Source organism: Parundibacterium terreum, from assembly GCF_014636315.1.
GTDB lineage: Bacteria > Pseudomonadota > Gammaproteobacteria > Burkholderiales > Burkholderiaceae_D > Undibacterium > Undibacterium terreum.
Map to the genome: position 1 here is coordinate 89,284 of NZ_BMED01000005.1, position 22,840 is coordinate 112,123.

8 protein-coding genes are annotated in these 22,840 nt (G+C 57.4%); 5 read left to right on the plus strand and 3 right to left on the minus strand.

Annotation, left to right across the window (positions count from 1 at the left end):
* Positions 1–287: 287 nt before the first annotated feature.
* From IEW12_RS21215 to IEW12_RS21235, 5 genes are all read left to right on the plus strand, one after another.
* The gene (locus IEW12_RS21215) at positions 288–9,128 is read left to right on the plus strand and encodes a glycoside hydrolase family 94 protein (RefSeq protein ID WP_188568454.1); all 8,841 of its coding nucleotides are present in this window, start codon (positions 288–290) and stop codon (positions 9,126–9,128) included.
* Positions 9,129–9,489: 361 nt separating this feature from the next.
* Positions 9,490–11,184, plus strand: coding sequence for an efflux RND transporter periplasmic adaptor subunit (locus tag IEW12_RS28940; RefSeq protein WP_229751268.1), 1,695 nt, complete (start codon positions 9,490–9,492; stop codon positions 11,182–11,184).
* Positions 11,185–11,269: 85 nt separating this feature from the next.
* Complete coding sequence (locus IEW12_RS21225) at positions 11,270–14,461, plus strand: efflux RND transporter permease subunit (RefSeq protein WP_188568124.1); 3,192 nt, start codon at positions 11,270–11,272, stop codon at positions 14,459–14,461.
* Positions 14,458–17,772, plus strand: a complete 3,315-nt coding sequence (locus tag IEW12_RS21230) for an efflux RND transporter permease subunit (RefSeq protein ID WP_188568125.1) — start codon at positions 14,458–14,460, stop codon at positions 17,770–17,772. Before IEW12_RS21225 ends, IEW12_RS21230 begins: the two co-directional genes overlap by 4 nt.
* Before the next feature lie 8 nt (positions 17,773–17,780).
* Positions 17,781–19,256: an efflux transporter outer membrane subunit gene (locus IEW12_RS21235; RefSeq protein WP_188568126.1), complete on the plus strand. Its 1,476-nt coding sequence runs from the start codon at positions 17,781–17,783 to the stop codon at positions 19,254–19,256.
* 50 nt (positions 19,257–19,306) lie between these two features.
* Here IEW12_RS21235 and IEW12_RS21240 read toward each other — a convergent pair whose 3' ends face one another.
* The 3 genes from IEW12_RS21240 to IEW12_RS29030 all read right to left on the minus strand — a co-directional run bounded on the left by IEW12_RS21240 (position 19,307) and on the right by IEW12_RS29030 (position 22,677).
* The gene (locus IEW12_RS21240; protein ID WP_188568127.1) at positions 19,307–20,056 is read right to left on the minus strand and encodes a hypothetical protein; all 750 of its coding nucleotides are present in this window, start codon (positions 20,054–20,056) and stop codon (positions 19,307–19,309) included.
* Positions 20,057–20,740, minus strand: a complete 684-nt coding sequence (locus IEW12_RS21245) for a C39 family peptidase (RefSeq protein ID WP_188568128.1) — start codon at positions 20,738–20,740, stop codon at positions 20,057–20,059.
* A 101-nt stretch (positions 20,741–20,841) separates the two neighbouring features.
* Positions 20,842–22,677 (minus strand): hypothetical protein, encoded by a 1,836-nt coding sequence (locus IEW12_RS29030; RefSeq protein WP_188568129.1) that lies wholly within the window; start codon positions 22,675–22,677, stop codon positions 20,842–20,844.
* Between the last annotated feature and the right edge of the window lie 163 nt (positions 22,678–22,840).

Below are 22,840 nucleotides of genomic sequence, written 5' to 3' on the forward strand. Positions count from 1 at the left end.
CTCTATGGGCAGGCTTGTGCCTGCATTTGCTCTTTTTGCAAGGGCGAGTGTTCGGTAGCGCACCTACGTTTTTACCTGCCTTGGTTAGCATGAAACACGGAAGCATATCCCTGCTCATGTCTTTACTATCAACCCTATAAATCTGTCCCGATTGCAAGAAGTTGCCGCGTCATAGACTGGCACGCCGCTCAGGATTCTTGCTGTGCAAGCACGGGAAGAAAGAGAAGCATTCCTTGAAAACGCCAAGCAAAAAAATCGCACAGAGCATCGACGCCATACTCGGAGCGATGAGTAATAGTAATAGCCCCGGTGGAAATTTTCCTTCAGGTGCCGAGGAAGAGTTGCCGCTCAGGGCGGAACTCTTCGGCGCCATACAGATGGAGCAGCACGGCAAGGCACTTGCCACCTCGCACCAGTTAAGCGGCGGCCGTTTGCGCGACCAGTTGCTGGTGCGCCTGGCCGACAATGAAATCATCATCACCGAGACCTGTAATCTGCTGGCCGCCGCCGTCAAGGAAGACCGACAGGTGACGCCTGCCGCAGAATGGTTGCTGGACAATTTTTACCTGATCGAAGAACAGATACGCACCGCGAAGAAGCATTTGCCCAAAGGCTATAGCAAGGAGCTGCCGCGCCTGCAAAAGGGCGCATCGGCGGGCATGCCGCGGGTGTATGACATTGCGCTGGAGACGATTTCCCATGGCGACGGCAGGGTAGATCCCGAAAGCCTCAGCCGTTTTGTCGCCGCCTACCAGCAGGTCACTGCCTTGCGGCTGGGTGAATTGTGGGCTATTCCAATCATGCTGCGCCTTGCCTTGATAGAAAATCTAAGGCGGGTGGCGGTAAGGATCGCCAACGACAGATATAACCGCGACCTTGCCAATTCCTGGGCTGACCAGATGCTGGAAACAGCCGACAAGGAGCCTAGCCGCCTGATTTTGCTGGTCGCCGATATGGCGCGCTCCGAACCGCCTATGGTGGGCTCTTTCGTTGCCGAAATGGTGCGCCGTTTGCAGGGACAATCGCCGGGATTGAGTTTGCCGCTGACATGGATGGCCCAGCATTTATCGGAAGCCGGCATGACGGTAGAGCAACTGATACAACTGGAAGCGCAACAGCAGGCAGCCGATCAAGTTTCTATCAGCAACAGCATCGGCAGCTTGCGTTTCCTGGGAAGCATGGACTGGCAAGAATTCGTCGAAACGATGAGCGCCGTCGAGCATGTGCTGGCCAACGATAGCGGCGATGTCTACAGCAAGATGGATTTTGCCACGCGTGACCGCTACCGCCACGTGATTGAGGGCTTGGCCAAATACAGTTTGCTGTCGGAAGTGGAAATTGCGGAGAAAGCGATACAGTTGGCCACCCAGGCTGCCAACAGGCATGGACAGGATGACCGCAAAGCGCATATAGGTTTCTATCTGGTTGCCGACGGTCTGCCTGAACTGGAAAAGGCGGTAGGCTTGCGCAAGCCTGTGCTGGACAAGATCAAGAGCACGGTCAAACGCACACCGCTGAGCTTGTACCTTGGATCGGTGTTGGCGCTGACCGCCCTGTTGAGTGCCAGCCTGGCAGAAAGAGCTTACGAGGAGGGCGCACCCCTCTGGCTGCTGATCGTGCTGGCCTTGGTCGCTGTGATTGCCACCAGCCAGTTGGCGGTTGCCTTGATCAACTGGGCTTCCACCTTGCTGGCATTGCCGCATCTGTTGCCGCGCATGGATTTTTCCAAAGGGATACCGTCCAATTGCCGTACGCTGGTGGTTGTGCCTACCTTGATTTCCAGCGAAGAGAATATCGACAGCCTGTGCGAGGATCTCGAGGTGCGCTATCTGGCAAACGTTGATACCCACTTGCACTTTTGCCTGCTCACTGACTTTAATGATGCCGCGAGCGAGACCACACCGCAAGATGAATCTTTGCTGAATCGTCTGCAGCAGAACATTATTGAGCTGAATAAGAAATACGCGGACGACGAGCATCAGGACGCAGATTGCCGAGCGGATGCCTTCCTTGCCTTCCATAGGCCACGGCGCTGGAATCCACGAGAAAAAGTATGGATGGGGTATGAGCGCAAGCGCGGAAAACTGGCTGACCTGAATGCCTTCCTGCGGGGTACTGCACTCAATCCATTTTCTCTGATCGTGGGTGAAACCTCGGAACTCGCCAATGTCCGCTATGTGATCACTCTGGATACCGATACCCAGCTTGCGCGGGAAACCGCGCGCCAGTTTGTGGGAACGATGGCGCATCCGCTGAACCGGGGGCGATATGACGAGCTGAGGCAACGGGTCGTGGAGGGCTATGGCATCTTGCAGCCACGTGTCGCCGTGAATCTGCCCGGCTCACATTCCTCCTACTACGAAAAACTGTTCAGCGGCGAAGCCGGCCTCGATCCTTACACACGCACAGTATCCGATGTGTACCAGGATTTATTCCAGGAGGGTTCATTCATCGGCAAGGGCATCTATGATGTTGATCTGTTTGAAAGGGCCATGCACAACCGCTTCCCGGAAAACCGCATCCTCAGTCACGACTTGCTGGAAGGGTGCTACATCCGGTCAGGTTTGCTATCTGATCTGCAACTGCTTGAAGATTATCCGGCCCGTTACAGCGTAGATGTGAAGCGCCGGCATCGCTGGGTGCGAGGCGACTGGCAGATCATCTCCTGGCTATTTCCCAAGGTGCCGTTGCCCAAGGCATCGAGTGCTACGCTGTCCGGTGCGCGCAGTCAAAAGAATCCCTTATCCGCCTTATCCCGCTGGAAACTGTTCGATAATCTACGCCGTAGTATGGTGCCAGCCAGCCTGATGGCATTGCTATTGCTGGGCTGGGGCCTGTTGCCGACGCCTTGGTTCTGGACTCGCGCGGTACTCGGCGTGCTGCTGATACCTTCGATTATCAGTTCGGCGATGGATTTGCTGCATAAGGACAAAGACGTCCTGTATCGCCAGCATATTACTGCAGTGATCCGTGCCAGCGGGCGGCACTTTTCCCACGCGCTGCTGAATATTATCTTCCTGCCTTATGAGGCGTGGTTTACGCTGGATGCCATTTTCCGAACGATGTGGCGCATGTTGATTACCCACAAAAAAATGCTGGAGTGGAGTCCCTTCAGTGAAGTAATCCGCAGCGACAAGAACGGCCTTGCTGCCACCTTCCGTACCATGTGGATCGCCCCGGTTCTTTCTGCGCTTATCGGCGTCGGCTTGCTCTATCTTAATCCTGCAGCTTTTCTGGAAGCCCTGCCCCTATTGCTTGTTTGGCTGGTTTCTCCCGCGGTTGCCTGGTGGATCAGCAGACCTGTCAGCCGATCTGAGGCTCAGTTGCGCCCCGAACAAACGGTATATCTGCATAAACTCGCGCGCAAGACATGGTCGTTTTTTGAGACTTATGTCAGTGCGGCGGATAACTGGCTTCCGCCGGACAATATGCAGGAACAGCCTGTGTCGGTCTTGGCCAGACGGACTTCGCCAACCAATATAGGCCTGGCGCTGCTGGCAAACCTGAGCGCACACGATTTCGGCTATATCAGTGCCGGCCAGTTACTAGAGCGCACGAAAAATACGCTGCAGACCATGGGCAAGCTGGAGCGCTACAAGGGCCATTTCTACAACTGGTACAACACTGAAACCCTGCAGCCTTTGCACCCTATCTATATCTCTACCGTAGACAGCGGTAATCTCGCTGGACATCTGCTTGTGCTTGGTCCCGGTTTGCAGCAACTTTCAGACCTATCCATTTTGAATTCCCGTCTGTTCGAAGGTATCAGCGACACCTGCAAGGTGCTCAAGGATTGCATCGACGCAGGCGAACAGCCTTCAGTGAGAAAACTGCTGGACCCGCTGGGAAAATTTCAGCTATTGACCGATAACTACCGCCAGCGCCCGCCGGAAACACTGGCGGCAGCATGCGAGGCTCTGGATCTGCTGGCCACCAGCTCGGCAGAACTGACGGCTTTGCTGGATGTTGCCGATGACGGCGATATCAGCTGGTGGGCGCGTTCCCTGGCTCTTCAGTGCTGCGACGCGTATGAAGACCTGCTGATGCTGGCGCCGTGGGCGCGCTTGTCCACTTACAGGTATTGGAACAACCACATAGTTGACATCAATGCGATACCAACTCTGGGGGCGCTAGCGGCAGTGGGTGGACGGCTGCAGTTACTGGTCGATGCCACTCCTGCGCAAGCGATTCCGCAGGAAGATGTCGAACATTTCAATGCCTTGCTGAGGATGGTGCAGGACGGTAGCCAGAACGCAGCCCAAAGAATAGCGGACGCCACCAGGCTGGCACAGCAGGCCAGTGATTATGCGCAGATCGAATATGAATTCCTGTACGACAAGGCGACTCATTTGCTGGCGATAGGCTACAACTTGAGCGACCGCCGGCGTGACAACAGCTACTATGATCTGCTGGCATCGGAAGCTCGCTTATGTACCTTTGTTGCTATCGCCCAGGGTAAGCTGCCGCAGGAAAGCTGGTTTGCACTGGGGCGCCAGATGACACTGGCAGGCGGCGAGCCGGTGCTGGTGTCGTGGAGCGGCTCCATGTTTGAATACCTGATGCCCTTGCTGGTGATGCCGAATTACGACAACACGCTGCTGGATCAAACCTATACATCGGTTGTACAGCGCCAACTGGAATATGGACGCCAGCGGAACGTATGCTGGGGTATTTCGGAATCGGCGTATTACACCTTCGATTCCAGCCTTAATTATCAATATCGCGCCTTCGGCGTGCCTGGGTTGGGCTTAAAGCGCGGTCTGGGTGACGATCTGGTTGTCGCCCCGTATGCATCGATGATGGCCTTGATGGTAGCACCGGAAGAGGCTTGCGTTAACTTGCAAAACTTGTCCAGGGAAGGGTTTGAAGGCCGCTTTGGGCTGTACGAGGCGATAGACCATACGCCGTCGCGGATGGTGCGCGGGCAAAGCCATGCGCTGATCCGGTCTTTCATGTCGCATCACCAGGGCATGGGTTTCCTTTCGCTGGCCTATCTATTGCTCGATAAGCCTATGCAAAAGCGCTTTGCGTCCTATCCGCTATTCCAGGCCACTATGCTGTTGCTGCAGGAGAGAGTGCCGAAAGAAACAGCGTATTACGCCAATACGACAGAGCTTGCAGACATACGCACGACGACCGATGGCCTTGACATGCCGGTACGCATCATGACGCGTAGCGATACGCGCGTGCCGGAGACTCAATTGCTGTCCAATGGTCGCTACCACTTGATGCTGACCAATTCCGGCGGAGGTTACAGCCGCTGGAAGGATCTGGCAGTTACCCGCTGGCGAGAGGACGGTACCCGCGACCATTGGGGTAACTTTTGTTATATACGGGATTTGTCGGATGGCAGTTTCTGGTCTACCGCATTCCAGCCTACCCGCAAACAGCCGGACAGCTACGAAGTGAATTTCTCGGAAGGACGGGCGGAGATTCGCAGGAAAGATGGCGGCATTGAGCTGCATACTGAAATTGTCGTGTCGCCTGAAGACGACATCGAGCTGCGTCGCACCCATGTGACTAACCGCTCCCGTATGCGCAAGGTCGTCGATGTCACCAGCTATACAGAGGTAGTGCTGGCGCCGGCGGCAGCGGACGCTGCCCATACTACCTTCAGCAATCTGTTTGTGCAGACGGAAATCCTGCCCGATAAGAAAGCCATATTAAGCACCAGGCGTCCGCGCTCGTTGGGACAGCAGATGCCCTGGATGTTGAACCTGATGTCGGTGCATGGGCTGGAAGAGTGGGAAGTTGCGCATATGTCCTTCGAAACAGACCGTTCACGCTTCATTGGCCGCGGCAATACGGTCGCCGCACCGGCGGCATTGCTGGATACGGCTGCCTTGTCGGGTAGCCAGGGATCCGTGCTGGATCCTGTCGCGGCTATCCGCTGCCAGCTGGAGCTGGAACCTGGTCAGACCATTATTGTAGATATGGTGACTGGCGCCAGCGAAACACGCGAGGATGCACTGCATCTGATCGATAAATACCGGGACAGGCATCTGGCTGACAGGGTGTTTGAATTGGCATGGACGCATAGCCACGTCGTTTTGCGGCAATTGAATGCCAGCGAGGCGGATGCGCAGTTATATGGCCGCCTGGCCAATTACGTAATCTACGCCAATTCTTTACTGCGCGCCGATGCCAGCGTGCTGATCAAGAATCGCCGCGGGCAGTCCGGTTTGTGGAGCTATGCGATTTCCGGTGATTTGCCTATCGTGCTGCTGCAAATCAGAAGTGTTGACAATATAGACCTGGTGCGCCAATTGGTGCAGGCGCATGCCTACTGGCGTCTGAAAGGACTGGCGGTTGACTTGGTTATCTGGAATGAAGATCATGCCAGCTATCGCCAGATCTTGCAGGACCAGATCATGGGCCTGATTGCATCTGGTACCGAGGCGCAGTCCATAGACCGGCCGGGCGGTATTTTCGTGCGTTTTTCTGAACAGATGCCCAGTGAGGACCGGATACTGATGCAGTCTGTCGCGAGGGTGATACTCAGCGACAATGGCGGTACTTTGGCCGAGCAAGTTGCTCGCCGCCACACGGCAGAAGTCAAGATACCGCAGTTGCTGCCTACCCGCAGGCCGGATGAGTTCAGGATCACCCCTCAGGCGACAGCCGTGCCCGCGCGGGAGTTGATCCTGTTCAATGGACTGGGTGGCTTTACGCCGGACGGACGCGAATATGTCATTACCACTCAACCTGGCGATATGGGGTCATCCAGCCAGACCACGCCCGCCCCGTGGGTCAATGTGCTGGCCAATCCACAATTTGGTACCGTGGTATCGGAAAGCGGTCAGGCTTATACCTGGGGACAGAATGCGCATGAATTCCGCGTCACGCCCTGGAATAATGATCCTGTTTCGGATCCGAGTGGCGAGGTCTATTATTTGCGGGATGAGGAAAGCGGACAATTCTGGTCGCCGACTTCGCTGCCATGCAAGGGGCAGGGCAGCTATACCACTCGCCATGGTTTCGGCTACAGCGTATTTGAGCATACCGAAAACGGCATACAGTCGGAGTTGCTGGTGTATGTGGCGCTGGATGCTTCCATCAAGTATTCGGTCCTGAAGGTGCGCAATGTATCCGATAGTACGCGCAAACTTTCCGCCACCGGCTATACCGAATGGGTGCTGGGCGATTTGCGGCCCAAGTCGCTGATGCATATTGTGACCGAGCTGGATGCTTCTACCGGCGCATTGTTTGCCCGTAATTCCTACAATACCGAATTTGCCGATCGCATCGCCTTCTTTGATGTGGACGCGACGATACGCAGCCATACCTGTGATCGGGCCGAATTCATAGGACGCAATAATTCCCTGCAAAACCCTGCAGCAATGGGGCGCGTGCGCTTGTCCGGAAAATCCGGTGCGGGACTGGATCCTTGTTCTGCGCTGCAGGTGCCGTTTGAGCTGGCGCCTCAGCAAGAGAGGGAAATCGTCTTCATGCTCGGGGTAACAGGCCGCCGCAGCGAAGATGTCAGCAGCCTGATACACCGTTACCGGGGAGCCATGGCCGCCCGCGAGGCGCTGGACAAAGTGCACGTGCACTGGAAGCATGTTTTAAGCGCCGTGCAGGTGAAGACGCCGGACCTGGCCTTGAACGTGCTGGCCAACGGCTGGCTGATCTATCAGACTGTCGCTTGTCGCTTGTGGGCGCGCAGCGGGTTTTACCAATCCGGAGGCGCATACGGCTTCCGCGACCAACTGCAAGACACGATGGCGCTGGTGCATGCAGAACCGCATCTGATGCGTGACCATCTGCTGCTTTGCTCTGCCCATCAGTTTATTGATGGCGATGTGCAGCACTGGTGGCATCCACCATCTGATCGGGGCGTGCGTACTCATTGCTCGGATGACTACCTGTGGCTGCCGCTGGCTGTCCACCGCTATATCGTCAGCACAGGTGACGCCAGCGTGCTGGACGAAACCACGCATTTCCTGGACGGCAGGCAAGTGAATACCGATGAGGATTCTTATTATGACTTGCCGCTACGCTCGACGGAATCTGCCGATTTGTATGAACATTGCGTGCGGGCGATCCGTCGCGGTCTACGCTTTGGCGTCCATGGCTTGCCTCTGATAGGTTCATGCGACTGGAATGACGGTATGGACAAGGTCGGTGAGCATGGCAAGGGAGAAAGCGTGTGGTTGGCTTTCTTCCTATATGAGGTGCTGATGCGCTTTGCCGAGATATCCGACATGCGGGAAGATGCTGAGTTTTCAGTGTATTGCCGCAGCGAAGCAGAAAAATTACGTAATAACATAGAGCAGCAGGCATGGGACGGAGATTGGTACAGGCGCGCCTACTTTGATGATGGCACCCCGCTGGGCTCGTCCGCCAATCCTGAGTGCCAAATCGATTCCATCTCGCAGAGCTGGGCTGTGTTGTCAGGTGCCGGGGAAGCCGGTCGCACCAGGCATGCGATGGACAAGGTGAATGAACGCCTGGTCCGGCGCGATTCCGGTCTGGTGCAGTTGCTGGATCCTCCTTTTAGCACCTCAGACCTGAACCCGGGTTACATCCGCGGCTACGTGCCGGGTGTGCGTGAAAACGGCGGCCAGTATACGCATGCTGCGATATGGACAGCGATGGCTTTTGCCCGCCTTGACGATAGCGAGCGCGCCTGGGATGTGCTGAGGATGATCAATCCGGTCAACCACGGCAGGACGCCGGAAGAAGTGGCGGTTTATAAAGTAGAACCCTATGTGGTTGCTGCCGACGTCTATGCTGTGGCGCCTCATACGGGGCGGGGCGGCTGGACCTGGTATACCGGTTCTTCGGGCTGGATGTACAGGCTGATCGTCGAGTCGCTGCTGGGACTTCAACTCAACAACGACAAATTGAGCTTTAAACCCTGCTTGCCGGAAGACTGGGAGTCTTTCGAACTTGTCTACCGCTACCGCGATACCCGTTACCAGATCAGGCTCATCCAGCTGGCGGATGATGAGCCTGCTAATGCCGGAATTCTACTGGATGGAGCACTGCTGCTGTCGCTGGAAATTCCATTGGTTAACGACAGGGAAGAGCATCAGGTGGTCGTCAGCATGCAAAGGCCGCGGCAAAATCAGCCTCTGACAAGCCCGGGAAACGATATTTTGGACCTGCCCGTCCATATTTCTTAACAATACGGGAAAGAACTTAACACTCGTTCATTTAGGAGATACTACTCGTTACTCGCCGTTACGTAGCCGGGGCCACTTGCTGGCATAATTATTGCCAGAGCTTAATTTTTTGCTTTTTCCGCCAATCGGTTCATTGCATAATAATAAATTGGCAGCCACCGCGTCGTCTGCTAGGATTTGCCAGCAGACACTACCAGCCAGCCCAGAATAAGGGAGTATCCCCGCAGCATTCGTGGTCGTATGACGACAAATGCTGCGCGGTTGACCCCATAAAAGCAGAATCAGTGGCGTACTTGGCATAAAAATCAGAATTACCCTATTGCCCAATCTCGCCGGCATGACCCGGCATACAAGGATAACGATGGATTCGCATGATAACGCGCAAGGAGTATCACGTCCGGCAACGACCAATCCAACTGATCCCGCACCTGCGGCAAAGCGCCGTGGAAGGTCGTATAAGGGCATCATATTAGCCCTGACGGGTCTGGCGATATTGGGAGGTCTGAGCTGGTACCTGACTCATCGCGATGCAGGTGGCGGCGGCGGTGCTGGGCGTCCCGGTGGCCCGGGCGGCCCAGGCGGAGGCCGGGGGGCACCGGCAACGACGGTAGGTGTTGCTACTGCCGAGCGCGCGGATATCCCGGTATTGCTGGAAGCGCTGGGTTCAGTCACCGCGGCTGCAAATGTCACCGTGCGGCCGCAGGTGAGTGGCGTACTGCAGCAATTGCTGTATCGCGAGGGGCAAATGGTCAAGGCCGGGCAGGTGCTGGCAATTATCGACCCACGCCAGTTTGAAATGTCCTTGATGCAGGCGACGGGGCAGCGCCAGCGTGATGAGGCACAACTTGAAAATGCGCGCCTGACGCTGAAGCGTTACCGTACCTTGCTGGATCAGGATTCTATCGCGCGCCAGGATGTAGATACCCAGGATTCCCTGGTCAAGCAGCTGGAAGGCACGGTACTCACTGACAAGGCGGCGGAAGGTACGGCACGCCTGAATCTCGGCTATACCAAGGTCATCGCCCCTGTCAGCGGCCGAGTTGGTCTGCGCGTGGTGGACGTAGGCAATGTGGTGAGCAGTGGTGACGCCGGCGGCATTGCGGTAATTACCCAGATATCGCCGATAGACGTCGAATTTTCCATACCCCAGGACCAGGTGCCTGAGGTGCAGGCGCGCACCATGGGCATAAGGACTTATGCAAGCGCGCAAAATCTGCAGAGTGCGCAAAACAACCAGATAGCGCAAACGACAGAATTGAGTGCCGGTGGAATCCGCCGCGGCGACCAGGCTGGCGCCAAAGGCGGGGCCGAAGATAAAGGCAAGCACAAAGATCGCAGCAAGGACGGCAGCAAGGATGCCAACAAAGACGGCAGCGATGCAAAAGACGCCAAGGATGGCACCAAGCTGGTGCCGTTGGCAGTCACTGCACTTGACCGTAGCCGTGTCGCGACACTGGACACCGGACGTTTCCTGGCGCTGGACAATCAGGTCGATACGCAAACCGGCACAGTCAAGGCCAAGGCGCGATTCCCTAATGAAAAGCTGAACTTGTTTCCTAGCCAGTTCGTGAATGTCAAGCTGTTACTGCATACGATACAAAATACGCTGGTGATTCCTGTAACGGCTTTGCGCCACGGCAGCAAGGGTGATTTTGTGTATGTGCTGAACACTGAAGATCGTACTGTTGCCTTGCGCCCGGTTACCCGTGGCCAGGCGACAGTGGAGAAAGTGGAAATTACCTCGGGCTTGCAGGCAGGTGAAAAAGTCATCACCGAAGGTGCAGATCGTTTGAAAGACGGTGCAAAAGTGACTTTGCCCGGTGATCGCCCGGCTGGAAAAGGCGGCGCCAATGGAGCCGCAGGCGCTGGCAGCGCCGGTAGTGCCGGTGGCGAAAAAGGCAAGGGCAGGCATCGTCAGCAATCTGCTGGTGAAGCCGGTACTGCAGCCTCGTCTGCCGCTTCCTCCGCTCCGGCTTCCGATGCGTCGGCATCGGCAGCCTCGGGTGCGGCCAGCGGCGAGCGCCGCCATCGCCGCCAGCAGGAGGCTAGCCAATAATGAGCGGTTTCTCGGTTAAGGCTAGGCAGCAAGCATCACTCGGGGCGCTGATCATTTGTAGCCTGGACACAAGAGGTTATCTGCCATGAGTCCGTCACGTCCTTTTATCATGCGCCCGGTGGCGACTTCGCTGCTGATGGTCGCGATCGTGCTGGCCGGCTTCATGGGTTTCAAATTCATGCCGCTGTCGGCGCTACCGCAAGTGGATTTTCCTACCATACAGGTGCAGACGCTGTATCCGGGCGGTAGCCCGGAAGTCATGAGCCAGACAGTTACCGCTCCTTTGGAACGGCAATTCGGCCAGATGGCCGGCCTGGCCAGGATGAGCTCCACCAGCGCTGCCGGTGTCTCCATCATCACACTGCAATTCAGCCTGGGCCAGACGCTGGATGTGGCTGAGCAGGAAGTGCAAGCCGCGATCAACGCCGGCGGCTCCTTGCTGCCTGCAGATTTGCCCGCGCCGCCAGTCTATGCCAAGGTCAATCCGGCGGATGCGCCGGTGATGACACTGGCAGTATCGTCCGATACGCTGCCGCTGACTGAGGTGCAAAATATCGTCAATACCCGCTTGGCGCTGAAGATCAGCCAGGTCAACGGTGTCGGCCTGGTCAGCCTGAGCGGCGGCCAAAGGCCCGCAGTAAGGATACAGGCGGATACGCGCGCGCTGGCGGCGTATGGCCTGGGGCTGGATACCTTGCGTACTGCGATTACCTCCGCCAATGCCAATAGTGCGAAGGGCAGTTTTGATGGACCGACGCGCGCCTATACGATTAATTCCAATGATCAATTGCTGGCGGCGAATGAGTACAAGAACCTGATCGTTGCCTACCGCAATGGTGCACCGGTACGCATGTCGGATGTGGCACAGGTCGTCGATAGTGCAGAGAACGTGAAGCTGGGCGCCTGGGCAGGATTGACCCCTGCCATCGTTGTCAATGTGCAGCGCCAGCCTGGCGCCAACGTGATCGCAACGGTAGATGCAATCAAGGCACGCTTGCCGGAGTTGACGGCATCCTTGCCAGCCGGTTTGAAAGTCGATGTATTGAGTGACCGTACGACAGGTATACGCGCTTCTGTGGAGCACGTGGAAATTGAGTTGCTGCTCGCCGTCGTGCTGGTGGTGCTGGTGATCTTTGCCTTCTTGCACAGCATACGCGCGACTATTATTGCCAGCCTGGCCGTGCCTATCTCGCTGATCGGTACCTGCGGTGTCATGTATTTGCTCGGCTATAGCCTGAACAACCTGAGCCTGATGGCGCTGACCATTGCCACCGGTTTTGTCGTCGATGATGCGATCGTCATGATAGAAAATATCGCCCGGTATATAGAAGAGGGCGAGTCGCCGATGGCTGCGGCGCTCAAAGGCGCGGAGCAGATAGGCTTTACCATCATTTCGCTGACGGTATCGCTGATCGCTGTGCTGATTCCTTTGTTGTTCATGGGCGATGTGGTCGGCCGCTTGTTCCGCGAATTTGCGATCAGCCTGTCCATCACCATCTTGATTTCCGCCGTCGTGTCCCTGACTCTGGTGCCTATGATGTCCGGCCGCTGGCTGGAAAAGCATGACCCGCACGGCAAAAAAGACGCTGGCGACGGCAAAGGCTTCGGCGCGAAGCTGCAGCGTTTCTTTGACGGCGTGATGGTGAAATACGACCATGCACTAGTATGGGTACTGGAGCATCAACCGTTGACCCTGCTGGTGGCCTTGGCGACGCTGGGGTTGACCGTGCTGCTGTACATCGTCATTCCCAAGGGCTTGTTTCCTGTGCAGGATACCGGCCAGTTGCAGGCGCGCATAGAAACAGCGCAATCTGTTTCCTACGCCCGCATGGCGCAATTGCAGCAGGCGGCAGCCAAGGAAATCCTGGATGATCCGGATGTAGAGTCTCTCAGTTCCATAATCGGTGTGGATGCGGCGAATAATACGATGCTGCATACCGGCAGCATGCTGATCAATCTGAAGCGCAAACGCAGCGACAAGCAGGAAGTCACCATGCAGCGCCTGCGCGACCGGGTCAAGAATGTGGCCGGCGTCACCATGTATCTGCAGCCCACGCAAGATCTGACCATTGATGCAGAAACCGGGCCTACGCAATATCGCGTGTCATTGACAGGTGCCGATACGGCGACAGTGACGCAATGGGCGACCAAACTCACCCAGCAATTGCAGAACAATGTAAAGCAGGTCAGGAACGTGGTGTCTGATGCAGGGGCAACCGGTGCGGCGGCCTATATCAATATTGACAGGGATACCGCCTCCCGCTTGTCCATTACCGCGTCTTCGATCGATGATGCCTTGTATAGCGCGTTTGGCCAGCGTATTGTCTCCACGATCTTTACCGAGACCAACCAGTATCGCGTGATCCTGGAAGCAAAACCGGATCAGTTGACGACGCCCGCATCCTTGGGTGACCTGCAATTGCGTACCGGCTCCAACAAGCCGACTCCGCTTTCTGCAATTGCAACAATTACCGAGCGTCCAGCGCCGCTGCAAATTACGCACGTCGCACAATACCCCGCGACCACGATGGGCTTCGATACGGCTTCCGGCGTCTCGCTGGGAAATGCTGTAGATGCGATCAAGCAGGCTGCTATCGATATACAAATGCCGGCCAGCGTGACGATGACCTTCCTGGGTGCAGCAGGCGCTTACCAGGCTTCGCTGAACAACCAGTTGTGGCTGATCCTGGCTGCAGTGGTCTGCGTATACATTGTGCTTGGTGTCCTGTATGAGAGCTATATCCACCCATTGACTATCTTGTCCACCTTGCCGTCTGCCGGTGTGGGAGCCTTGCTGGCGCTGATGATCAGCGGACAGGATCTGGGTGTGATCGGCATCATAGGCATTATCCTGCTGATCGGCATTGTGAAAAAGAATGCGATCATGATGATTGACTTTGCCATCGATGCGGAGCGCAACGAGAAAAAATCGCCGCGCGAAGCAATACACCAGGCAGCCTTGCTGCGCTTCCGCCCCATCCTGATGACGACGCTGGCGGCCCTGTTTGCTGCGGTGCCGCTGATGTTCGGCTGGGGTGAGGGCGCTGAGTTGCGCCGTCCGCTCGGTCTGGCCATCTTTGGTGGTTTGATCGTGAGCCAGGTGCTGACCTTGTTCACCACGCCGGTGATCTACCTTGGCTTTGACAGCCTGGCCCAGCGCTGGTCGCGCTGGACCAATACGGCGCCAGTAGCATCGCAAAAGGCGGCCCTGCTGTCCACGCCCCCGGCTGCGCCGATTTCTTCCAGCGATGGCTCGAAGGGCAGGGACGCAGAGTGAACCTGTCAGGACCTTTCGTAAGGCGGCCGGTCGGCACGATATTGCTGACCATCGGTATTGCACTGGCAGGCATAGGCGGATTTTTCGTGCTGCCGGTGTCGCCGCTGCCGCAGGTGGATTTTCCCGTTGTTTCCGTCAGCGCCAATTTGCCCGGCGCCAGTCCTGACACGATGGCGACCAGTGTTGCCACGCCTCTGGAGCGGCGCCTGGGCGTGATTGCCGGCGTCAATGAAATGACTTCATCCAGCGGCAATGGCTCAACCAGGATCAGCCTGCAGTTTGACCTGAACCGCCAGATCGATTCCGCTGCGCGCGAAGTCCAGGCGGCGATCAATGCTTCCAGGGTGGACTTGCCTGCAACTTTGCGCAGCAATCCTACCTACCGCAAAGCCAATCCTTCCGATGCACCCATCATTATTCTGGCCTTGACGTCAAAGACGCGCTCTCCCGGCCAGATCTATGAGGCGGTATCCAATCTGGTGCAGCAAAAGCTGGCACAGGTGCAGGGCGTGGGCGACGTAGAGCTGGGTGGTGGTTCCCTGCCTGCAGTCCGCGTGGAATTGATTCCCTATGCGTTGAACAGGTACGGCGTCAGTATGGAAGATGTGCGCGCGGCGATACAGTCCAGCGCTGCCAACCGGCCCAAAGGTGCCATAGAGGGCGAAGGCCGCAGGCTGCAAATCTATTCGCAGGCAACGGCAACGACTGGTGGTCGTAGCGCCGCAGACTACCGCGGCCTTGTCGTAGCCTGGCGCAATGGTGCAGCAATACGGCTGGAAGACGTAGCGAAAGTCATCGACGGTGTGGAAGATACGCATACCCTCGGCCTGTTCAATGGCGAACCGGCGGTGATCGTGCTGATCACCCGTCAGCCCGGTGCCAATGTGATCGAGACCGTGGATGGCGTGCGTGCCTTGCTGCCTAGCCTGCGCGCGCAATTGCCGCAGGATATAGAAATGCAGGTCGCGTCGGATAGCACCAACTCCATCCGCGCGTCGCTGAAGGAAATCGAGATCACACTGGTCATTTCCATCATTCTGGTGGTGGTGGTCGTCAGCGCTTTCCTGCGCAGTGCCCGCGCTACGGTGATCCCCGCAGTTGCCACTATCGTTTCGTTGCTGGGCACCTTTGGCGTCATGTACTTGCTGGGCTTCAGCCTGAATAATCTTAGCCTGATGGCGCTTACGGTGGCGACCGGCTTTGTCGTCGATGATGCCATTGTGGTGCTGGAAAATACGAGTCGCCATATAGAACAGGGCATGGACCGCATGCAGGCAGCCTTGCTGGGTGCGCGTGAGGTCGGCTTTACCGTGTTGTCGATCAGCCTGTCACTGGTGGCGGTATTTATTCCTCTGCTGTTCATGGGTGGACAGGTAGGGCGTTTGTTCCGCGAGTTTGCAGTGACCTTGTCCGTGGCTGTATTGATTTCCCTATTGATCTCATTGACCACGACGCCGATGATGTGCGCCTGGTTCCTGAAGTCTGGAGCAGACAGCCATGGCAAACCGCCAGGCAGGATAGCCCGCTGGTTTGAGGCTGGTTTCCAGCGCATGCATAATGGCTACCACACCAGCCTGGATTGGGCGCTGGATCACAACTGGCTGATCATGCTGATACTGGCAGCCGTGGTAGGCATGAATATTTATTTGTTTGCTGCTGCGCCGAAAGGATTTTTTCCGCAGCAGGATACCGGCCAGCTGAACGGCGGCATGCGCGCGGACCAGAGTATTTCCTTCCAGGCGATGCAGGGCAAGCTGCGGCAATTGGTGGATGTGATCAAGAAGGATCCGGCGGTGGATACGGTAGTCGGCTTCACTGGCGGTAGCCGGGCCGGTGGCGGCTTCATGTTCATCAACCTGAAGCCGGTATCGCAGCGCAAGGATGGGGGGCAGGCTGTTATTGCGCGCTTGCGTCCGCAACTGGCGAAGATCACCGGCGTCAGCCTGTTCCTCAATCCTGTACAGGATTTGCGCATGGGCGGCAGGTCGAGCAATTCCACTTACCAGTACACGCTGAAGAGCGACAATATCGCCGACTTGCGCAAATGGTCGGCCAGGCTGGCTGACTCGATGAAGGCCCAGCCTGCATTGACCGACGTCGATACCGACCAGCAGGAAAACGGCGTAGAGACTTTTGTGACTGTGGACAAGGAGAGTGCAGCAAAGCTGGGTCTGACTTCCAAGGATGTCGACAATGCCTTGTATGACGGTTTCGGCCAGCGCCAGGTGGCTACCTTGTACGACGAGCTGAACCAGTACCACGTCATCATGGAAGTTGACCCAAGCATGACCCGTAGCCCGGAATCCTTGAAGGACGTGTACGTGCCTTCCAAGGGCACAGGTACGACAAGCACTGCGGCCAGTACGACGACCACAGCAGTGGCTACGACTGCGACCACGACGTCCGCCACGTCCACAAGCACCACGGCAACCGGCACGACGACTACCACCACTCCCTCCGTCAACCCTGCCTTGCGTGACCAGGCTACCGGTTCTGCGCTCAGCACTGCAGCGACGACGATGGTGCCTTTGTCCGCTTTCGCCAAGTTTGCCGAGAGCTCCACTGCGACTTCGGTGAACCATCAGGATGCCGAGCTTGCAACCACGGTCTCGTTCAACCTGGCGGATGGATACAAGCTGAGCGATGGTCAGGATGCAGTCAAGCAGGCTGAGGCGGATATCGGTATGCCGATCAATGTGCGTGGCAGCTTCCAGGGTACGGCGCGCAGCGCGCAGGAATCGCAGAACCAGCAGCCGCTGCTGATTCTGGCTGCACTGGTCGTGATCTATATCGTGCTGGGGGTCTTGTATGAGAGTCTGGTGCATCCGATCACCGTGTTGTCTACCTTGCCGTCGGCGGGTGTTGGCGCGGTCTTGGCTTTGCTGATGTTCAAGATGGAATTTTCCATCATTGCGCTGATCGGCGTATTCCTGCTGATCGGCATTGTGAAGAAAAACGCCATCCTGATTATCGACTTTGCGCTGGAAGCGGAGCGCTCGCGCGGACTGACGGCGGTAGAGGCGGTGCGCGAAGCTTGCCTGCTGCGCTTCCGTCCCATCCTGATGACGACGCTGGCAGCAATATTGGGTGCCTTGCCGCTGGCCATAGGTTTCGGTGAAGGATCGGAACTGAGGCAACCGCTGGGCATTGCCATTATCGGTGGACTGATCGCCAGCCAGTTACTGACCTTGCTGACCACGCCCGTTGTGTATGTCCTGATGGATAAATTGCGTCGGCGTGGCGCTTCAGAGCAGCATTTGAGCCGGGTAGCGAGTGATCTCGCGCCTGAGCAGCAGCCTACATTAACATGAGTCCTATCATGCATAAAACAAAAACATCCTTATCTTTGGGTCATCTGGCTCAGCTGCCGCGTGCCGGCAATGCACTCTTGCTGGCCGCCGTTGCGTTGATGCTTAGTGCATGCGCGGTAGGGCCCGACTATAAACGTCCCGAAGCCGCAGTGCCTGGCGCTTACAAGGAGAACCAGGATTGGGTTCAGGCAGCACCGGCGGATGCATTGGATCGTGGAGCATGGTGGACAATGTTCAATGATCCCGTGCTGAATGAACTTGAAGCTGCCGTCGAGGTATCCAACCAGAATGTTGCTGCTGCTGTTGCTGCTTATGAACAGGCGCGCGCCATCGTACGCGAGCAAAGGGCATCATTGTTCCCCATAATCAGCCTGGATGGCAGCGGCACGCGCTCCGGCAGCGGCGGTGGCGGCGTTACTACCAGCAACGGCAGCACGGTGAGTACAGGTTCCCGCACCAGCAATAACTACCAAGCAAGCATAGGCGGCACCTGGGAACCCGATGTCTGGGGCAGCCTGGGCCGCAGCGTCAACGGGGCCAACGCTACTTCACAAGCCAGCGCGGCGGATCTGGCCTCGGCAAAACTGTCGGCGCAGGGCGAGCTGGCCACCAACTACATATCCCTGCGCCAGACAGACGCGCAGAAAACCTTGCTGGCCGACACGATCGTCGGTTATCAGCGTTCGTTGCAAATTACTCAGAACCGCTATAACGCAGGCGTGGCGACCAAGAGCGATGTATTGCAGGCACAGACTCAGCTTGCCAATACCCAGGCAGACGAGGTAGGGCTGGCGAGGACTCGCGCACAACTGGAGCACGCAATAGCGGTGCTGATCGGCAAGGCGCCCGGAGATTTTACGCTGGCAGCGGCTGAGTGGAAGGCGACGATTCCTGAAGTGCCGGTCGGCATTCCTTCCGTCTTGCTACAAAGGCGCCCTGACATCGCCGCAGCGGAACGCAGGGTAGCGGCTGCCAATGAGCAGATTGGAGTTGCGCAGTCAGCGTTTTATCCTAGCTTTAAATTAAATGCTTCGTACGGCTATGGCGCCAGCAAGGTGTCCGACCTCTTCAATACCTCGGCCAATGTGTGGTCGTTGGGATTGTCCGCAGCGCAGACTTTGTTTGATGCAGGTGCGACACGCGCCAGGGTTGACGCGGCAAAGGCTGCCTATCAGCAAACAGTGGCCAACTATCGCCAGACTGTGTTGACAGCGTTCCAGGGTGTGGAAGATCAGTTGGCGGCGACGCGCGTACTGGCTCAGCAGCAAGAGTTGCGCCGCCAGGCATCTGCTGCCGCGGATCAGGTGGAACAGCAGGCATTGAACCGGTATCGCCAGGGGCAAATCAGCTATACCGATGTGGTAACGGCACAAGCGACTGCGCTGAGCGCCCGTAGCGCGCTGGTGCAAAGCCAAGCCGACAGGCAAACTACGGCGATCAGTCTGATACAGGCATTGGGAGGCGGGTGGCACGTCGAGCCCTGAATGGGGGCGAATTAGCCCGGAATTGTAATGCCCGGCTAAAAACTTGAGCCTTAATGTCTCAGTGAGCCATTCACGACGTCGTTGAGTGTGCCCAGCGTATTGATACCTTTAATCAGGTTCAGGCTATTTGAGGTTGCGTTGATAATGGTCGTGCTTTTGATGTTTTGATTGTTCAGGGTGTTCTGGATCACACTGCCCGGCAAGCCGCCTCCGCCGGAAGTCAGCTGGAATGTGTTGTTGGGGCCGTTTTGCACCAAGCCCATGGATGCTGCCTGCGCGCTGAGTGTCTTCAACTGGTCGGTAGTGATTTTTCCCATGTCGGAGACATTGAAAGAGGTAGTCGTGACCAGTTGCCCGTTGATGTACACGGCGCGTTCTATACCAAAGGTCATGATCAGGCCGCCGGCATCAAAGCCGCCGCGCGATTCGTCCAGGCGTTCCTCGCCTACGGCTGCCCACTTCTGGTCAAACAAGGAAACAACGCGCGGCTGATTAGGTATTTTTTGTCCGGGCTTGGGCAGGAACGCGATGAAGTTGAACCCGAAAGCGGCATCCCGCAATACAATGCGGGTGGGTTCATAGACAGCTTCCGATTTGCCGCTGCCGTCAAAGTCCGCATCTTGCAGCCTGGCTACAACGTCGGCGGCATCGAAAGCTTTGCCGCCGTCGGGTGTGGAATCATCCCATGCCCAGGCTGATGCAGAGCACATCAGGGACACTCCGGCTGCAATAACAGCACCTGCCCTCAGCCAGCGCCTTGAAGGCGCCTTGGTATTCAGAGACTGACGGCGGATGTCCATTCAAAAATCTCCAGGACCAAATTTAGGTAGAGCAACATTGCGGAACTGATCTCCGATGGAGCCTACGATAGGGGCAGGCGGTGCGCTTCTCCAGTCTACAGCCTCATTGAATTTTGCCATGTTTGTCTTATTGTGAATCACGAACAGCAACCGGCTGTTCCACATTGCATCAAATGTACTGCGCGGAATCGACCTCGTGCCCCTAGCCGGATCGCCTATCAGTACGCGGTCATCCTTGAGACCTTTGATCACAACGAAATGGTTGTAGCCCCTATCCTTGATCAGCACGATCGCAGGGATCTTTGCTTCCTTCAAGGTATCCAGCGGCTGTTCAAAGCCATCTGCCTGGAAGCCATGTCTTTCCAGGAAGAGTTTCATATCCAGTAAGGAAAATCCTTCTTTCCTGATTTTTTGCTGCTCGCCATTGGCGTACATTTCCTCAAAGACGACCTGTTCGGTTACCTGAAAGCCGTACTGATGCGATAGCAGGGTGGCGATAGCCGCAGAGCCGCAGCTAAAGTCTGTTTGCTGGATGATCGTTGTTTTGTTCCTGACTTCCTTCATGCTGGAGACGGGAACGGCATAGGAACCACCGATACCCGCAATCTCAACTGCGCGTGACAGCAGGGCGGGCAGCAATAGCGTGGCTGCTAAAACAACGGTAGAAAGTGATTTCATCATCATTTTTACTTGCAGATCTAAAATGCCATGCGCGATGGAATGCTTGCACACTCCATCGCGGTTGCAGGGCCAATCCAGATAGACCGGCCCGGTACGTTAAGCCTTTACCTGCTCAAGGCAGTGGTTGCCGTTGGCACGGAACCCAGGCTCATGTTGGACTGCACATTGACATTTTGCTGCACCAGGCTGGAGATGCCGCTTTGCTGTGCCGCTACCATGATGCCGGCAGCAGATTGCGCTGCGCTGTTCATCGTATTCGACATATTAAAGCTGCCAGCGTCAACGCTATTGCTGCCGCCTGCTCCACCAGAGCCACCAGTGCCCGAGCCGCCATTGCCTACAGCGCCGGTGTTGTTGCCGCCAGCTCCGCCTGCGCCGCCGTTGCCGTCACCGCCAACACCTGATCCCGACGTTGCAGATGAGGTACCTGCTGCACCGCTGACAGAGCCGGTTGCACCTGCGCCGCCGTTACCGCCTGCACCGCTGCTGGCACTGCCGTTGTTGGCACTACCGGTAGTAGCTGTACCGCCGGCCGCACCCGCACCCGCATTGTTTTGCGCGTTGCCGCTGCTGCCACCGTTACCGCCGGTTGCGCCGGTTGCACCGTTGCCGCCTGTGCTATTGCCGCTGGCGCCGACCGCACCAGCGCCGCCTTCACCGCTGGATGCTGCCGCCCCCGAGCCGCCAGTGCCGCCTGCTGCTGCACCTGCGCCACCACCTGCTGCCGCGCCTGCGCCGCCACCGCCACTGGTTGCACTCGCACCTGCGGCACCATTGCCTGCGGTATTGCTTGCTGCTGCGCCTGCGCCGCCTTCAGCACCTGCTGCACCTGCCGCACCTGAACCGCCTGCGCCGGAGCTGCCTGCGCCGCCGGTGCCGCTATTGGGGCCGGAAGTTGCGCCACCACCAGTACTGCCGCCGCCAGTGGTAGTGTTGATGCTGGCGTCACCGCCGGCTCCACCCGAAGCAACTGCTAGTGCCGCTACTGCACTTGTTGTTGTGATGGGGGGCGTTCCTGAGCCTGTTCCGCCTCTGGCGTTGCCTGAAGTTGCCATGGCGCCGCCGCCAGTGCTGCCGCCGCCGGTTGCGCCATTGTTGGCAGTGGAGCCGCCGCCATAGGCCCTGCCGCTGCTGCCGCCATCACCACCCGAGCCGCCGCTGCCGCCCGAACCACCTTTACCGCCGGTTGCATCGCCATTGCTGCCGCCGGAACCGCCATAGCCGCCCGATGCGGAGCCGGTGCTGCCACCGTCGCCACCATAAGAGCTACCGCCCGATCCGCCCCTGGAGCCGCCACCGTAACCGCCTGATCCGCCATAGGTAGAGCCGCTATTGCCGCCGTTGCCACCTGCGCCGCCGGTTGCCGAGCCGCCATCACCGCCTGCACCTCCATAGCCGCCGCTGCCACCGGAACCGCCTTTGCCACTGTAGGCTCCATACGCGCCGCCGCCATTGCCGCCATTTGCGCCTTTGGCTTCGCCGGTACTGGCGTCGCCTACGCTGGCAGAGCCGCCTCTGGCACCGTCACCGCCGCCGCCGGCCCTGACCGAGCCGCTATCGCCGCCGGTAGAGATTGCTTTGCCGCCGTTGCCGTCGCCGCCATAGCCGGTGGCGCCATAGCCGCCATTGCCGTTGGCCGTGCCGCCTATGCCTTTACCGCCTATACCTTTGGCACCCGCAGCACCATTGGCATTACCCGAATTGGTCGGGTTGTTGCCCACGTCGCGCACCCGGTTGCCGCTGACTTCACCGCTCAGGGTGCTCATCGCGCTGGCTTTTGCCGAATTGAAGGTGTTGCTGAAGTTGCCGCCGGAACTGTTATTGGTCGCAGCGCTACGTGCTGCTTCCGCTGTGGCGTCGCCGCTCGTTGTTTGTGCAAGAGCCGGAACACTCAGGCTGAATGCTGCTGCAACGGCGGAAGCCAGTAAGGTCTTATTCATAACCTCTCCTTGATAATCATGTAGGTGAAGCTGGTCGGGCAGACTGCCGGTTTCGCTTCATTGTTTTGTTTCAATTTTCCCAAATGCTCGTAATATCTACTGAAAAAGCGCTCCTGATACCCGCTATACAAATGCAAGCACTTGCAAAGCGGGCATCAGCAGC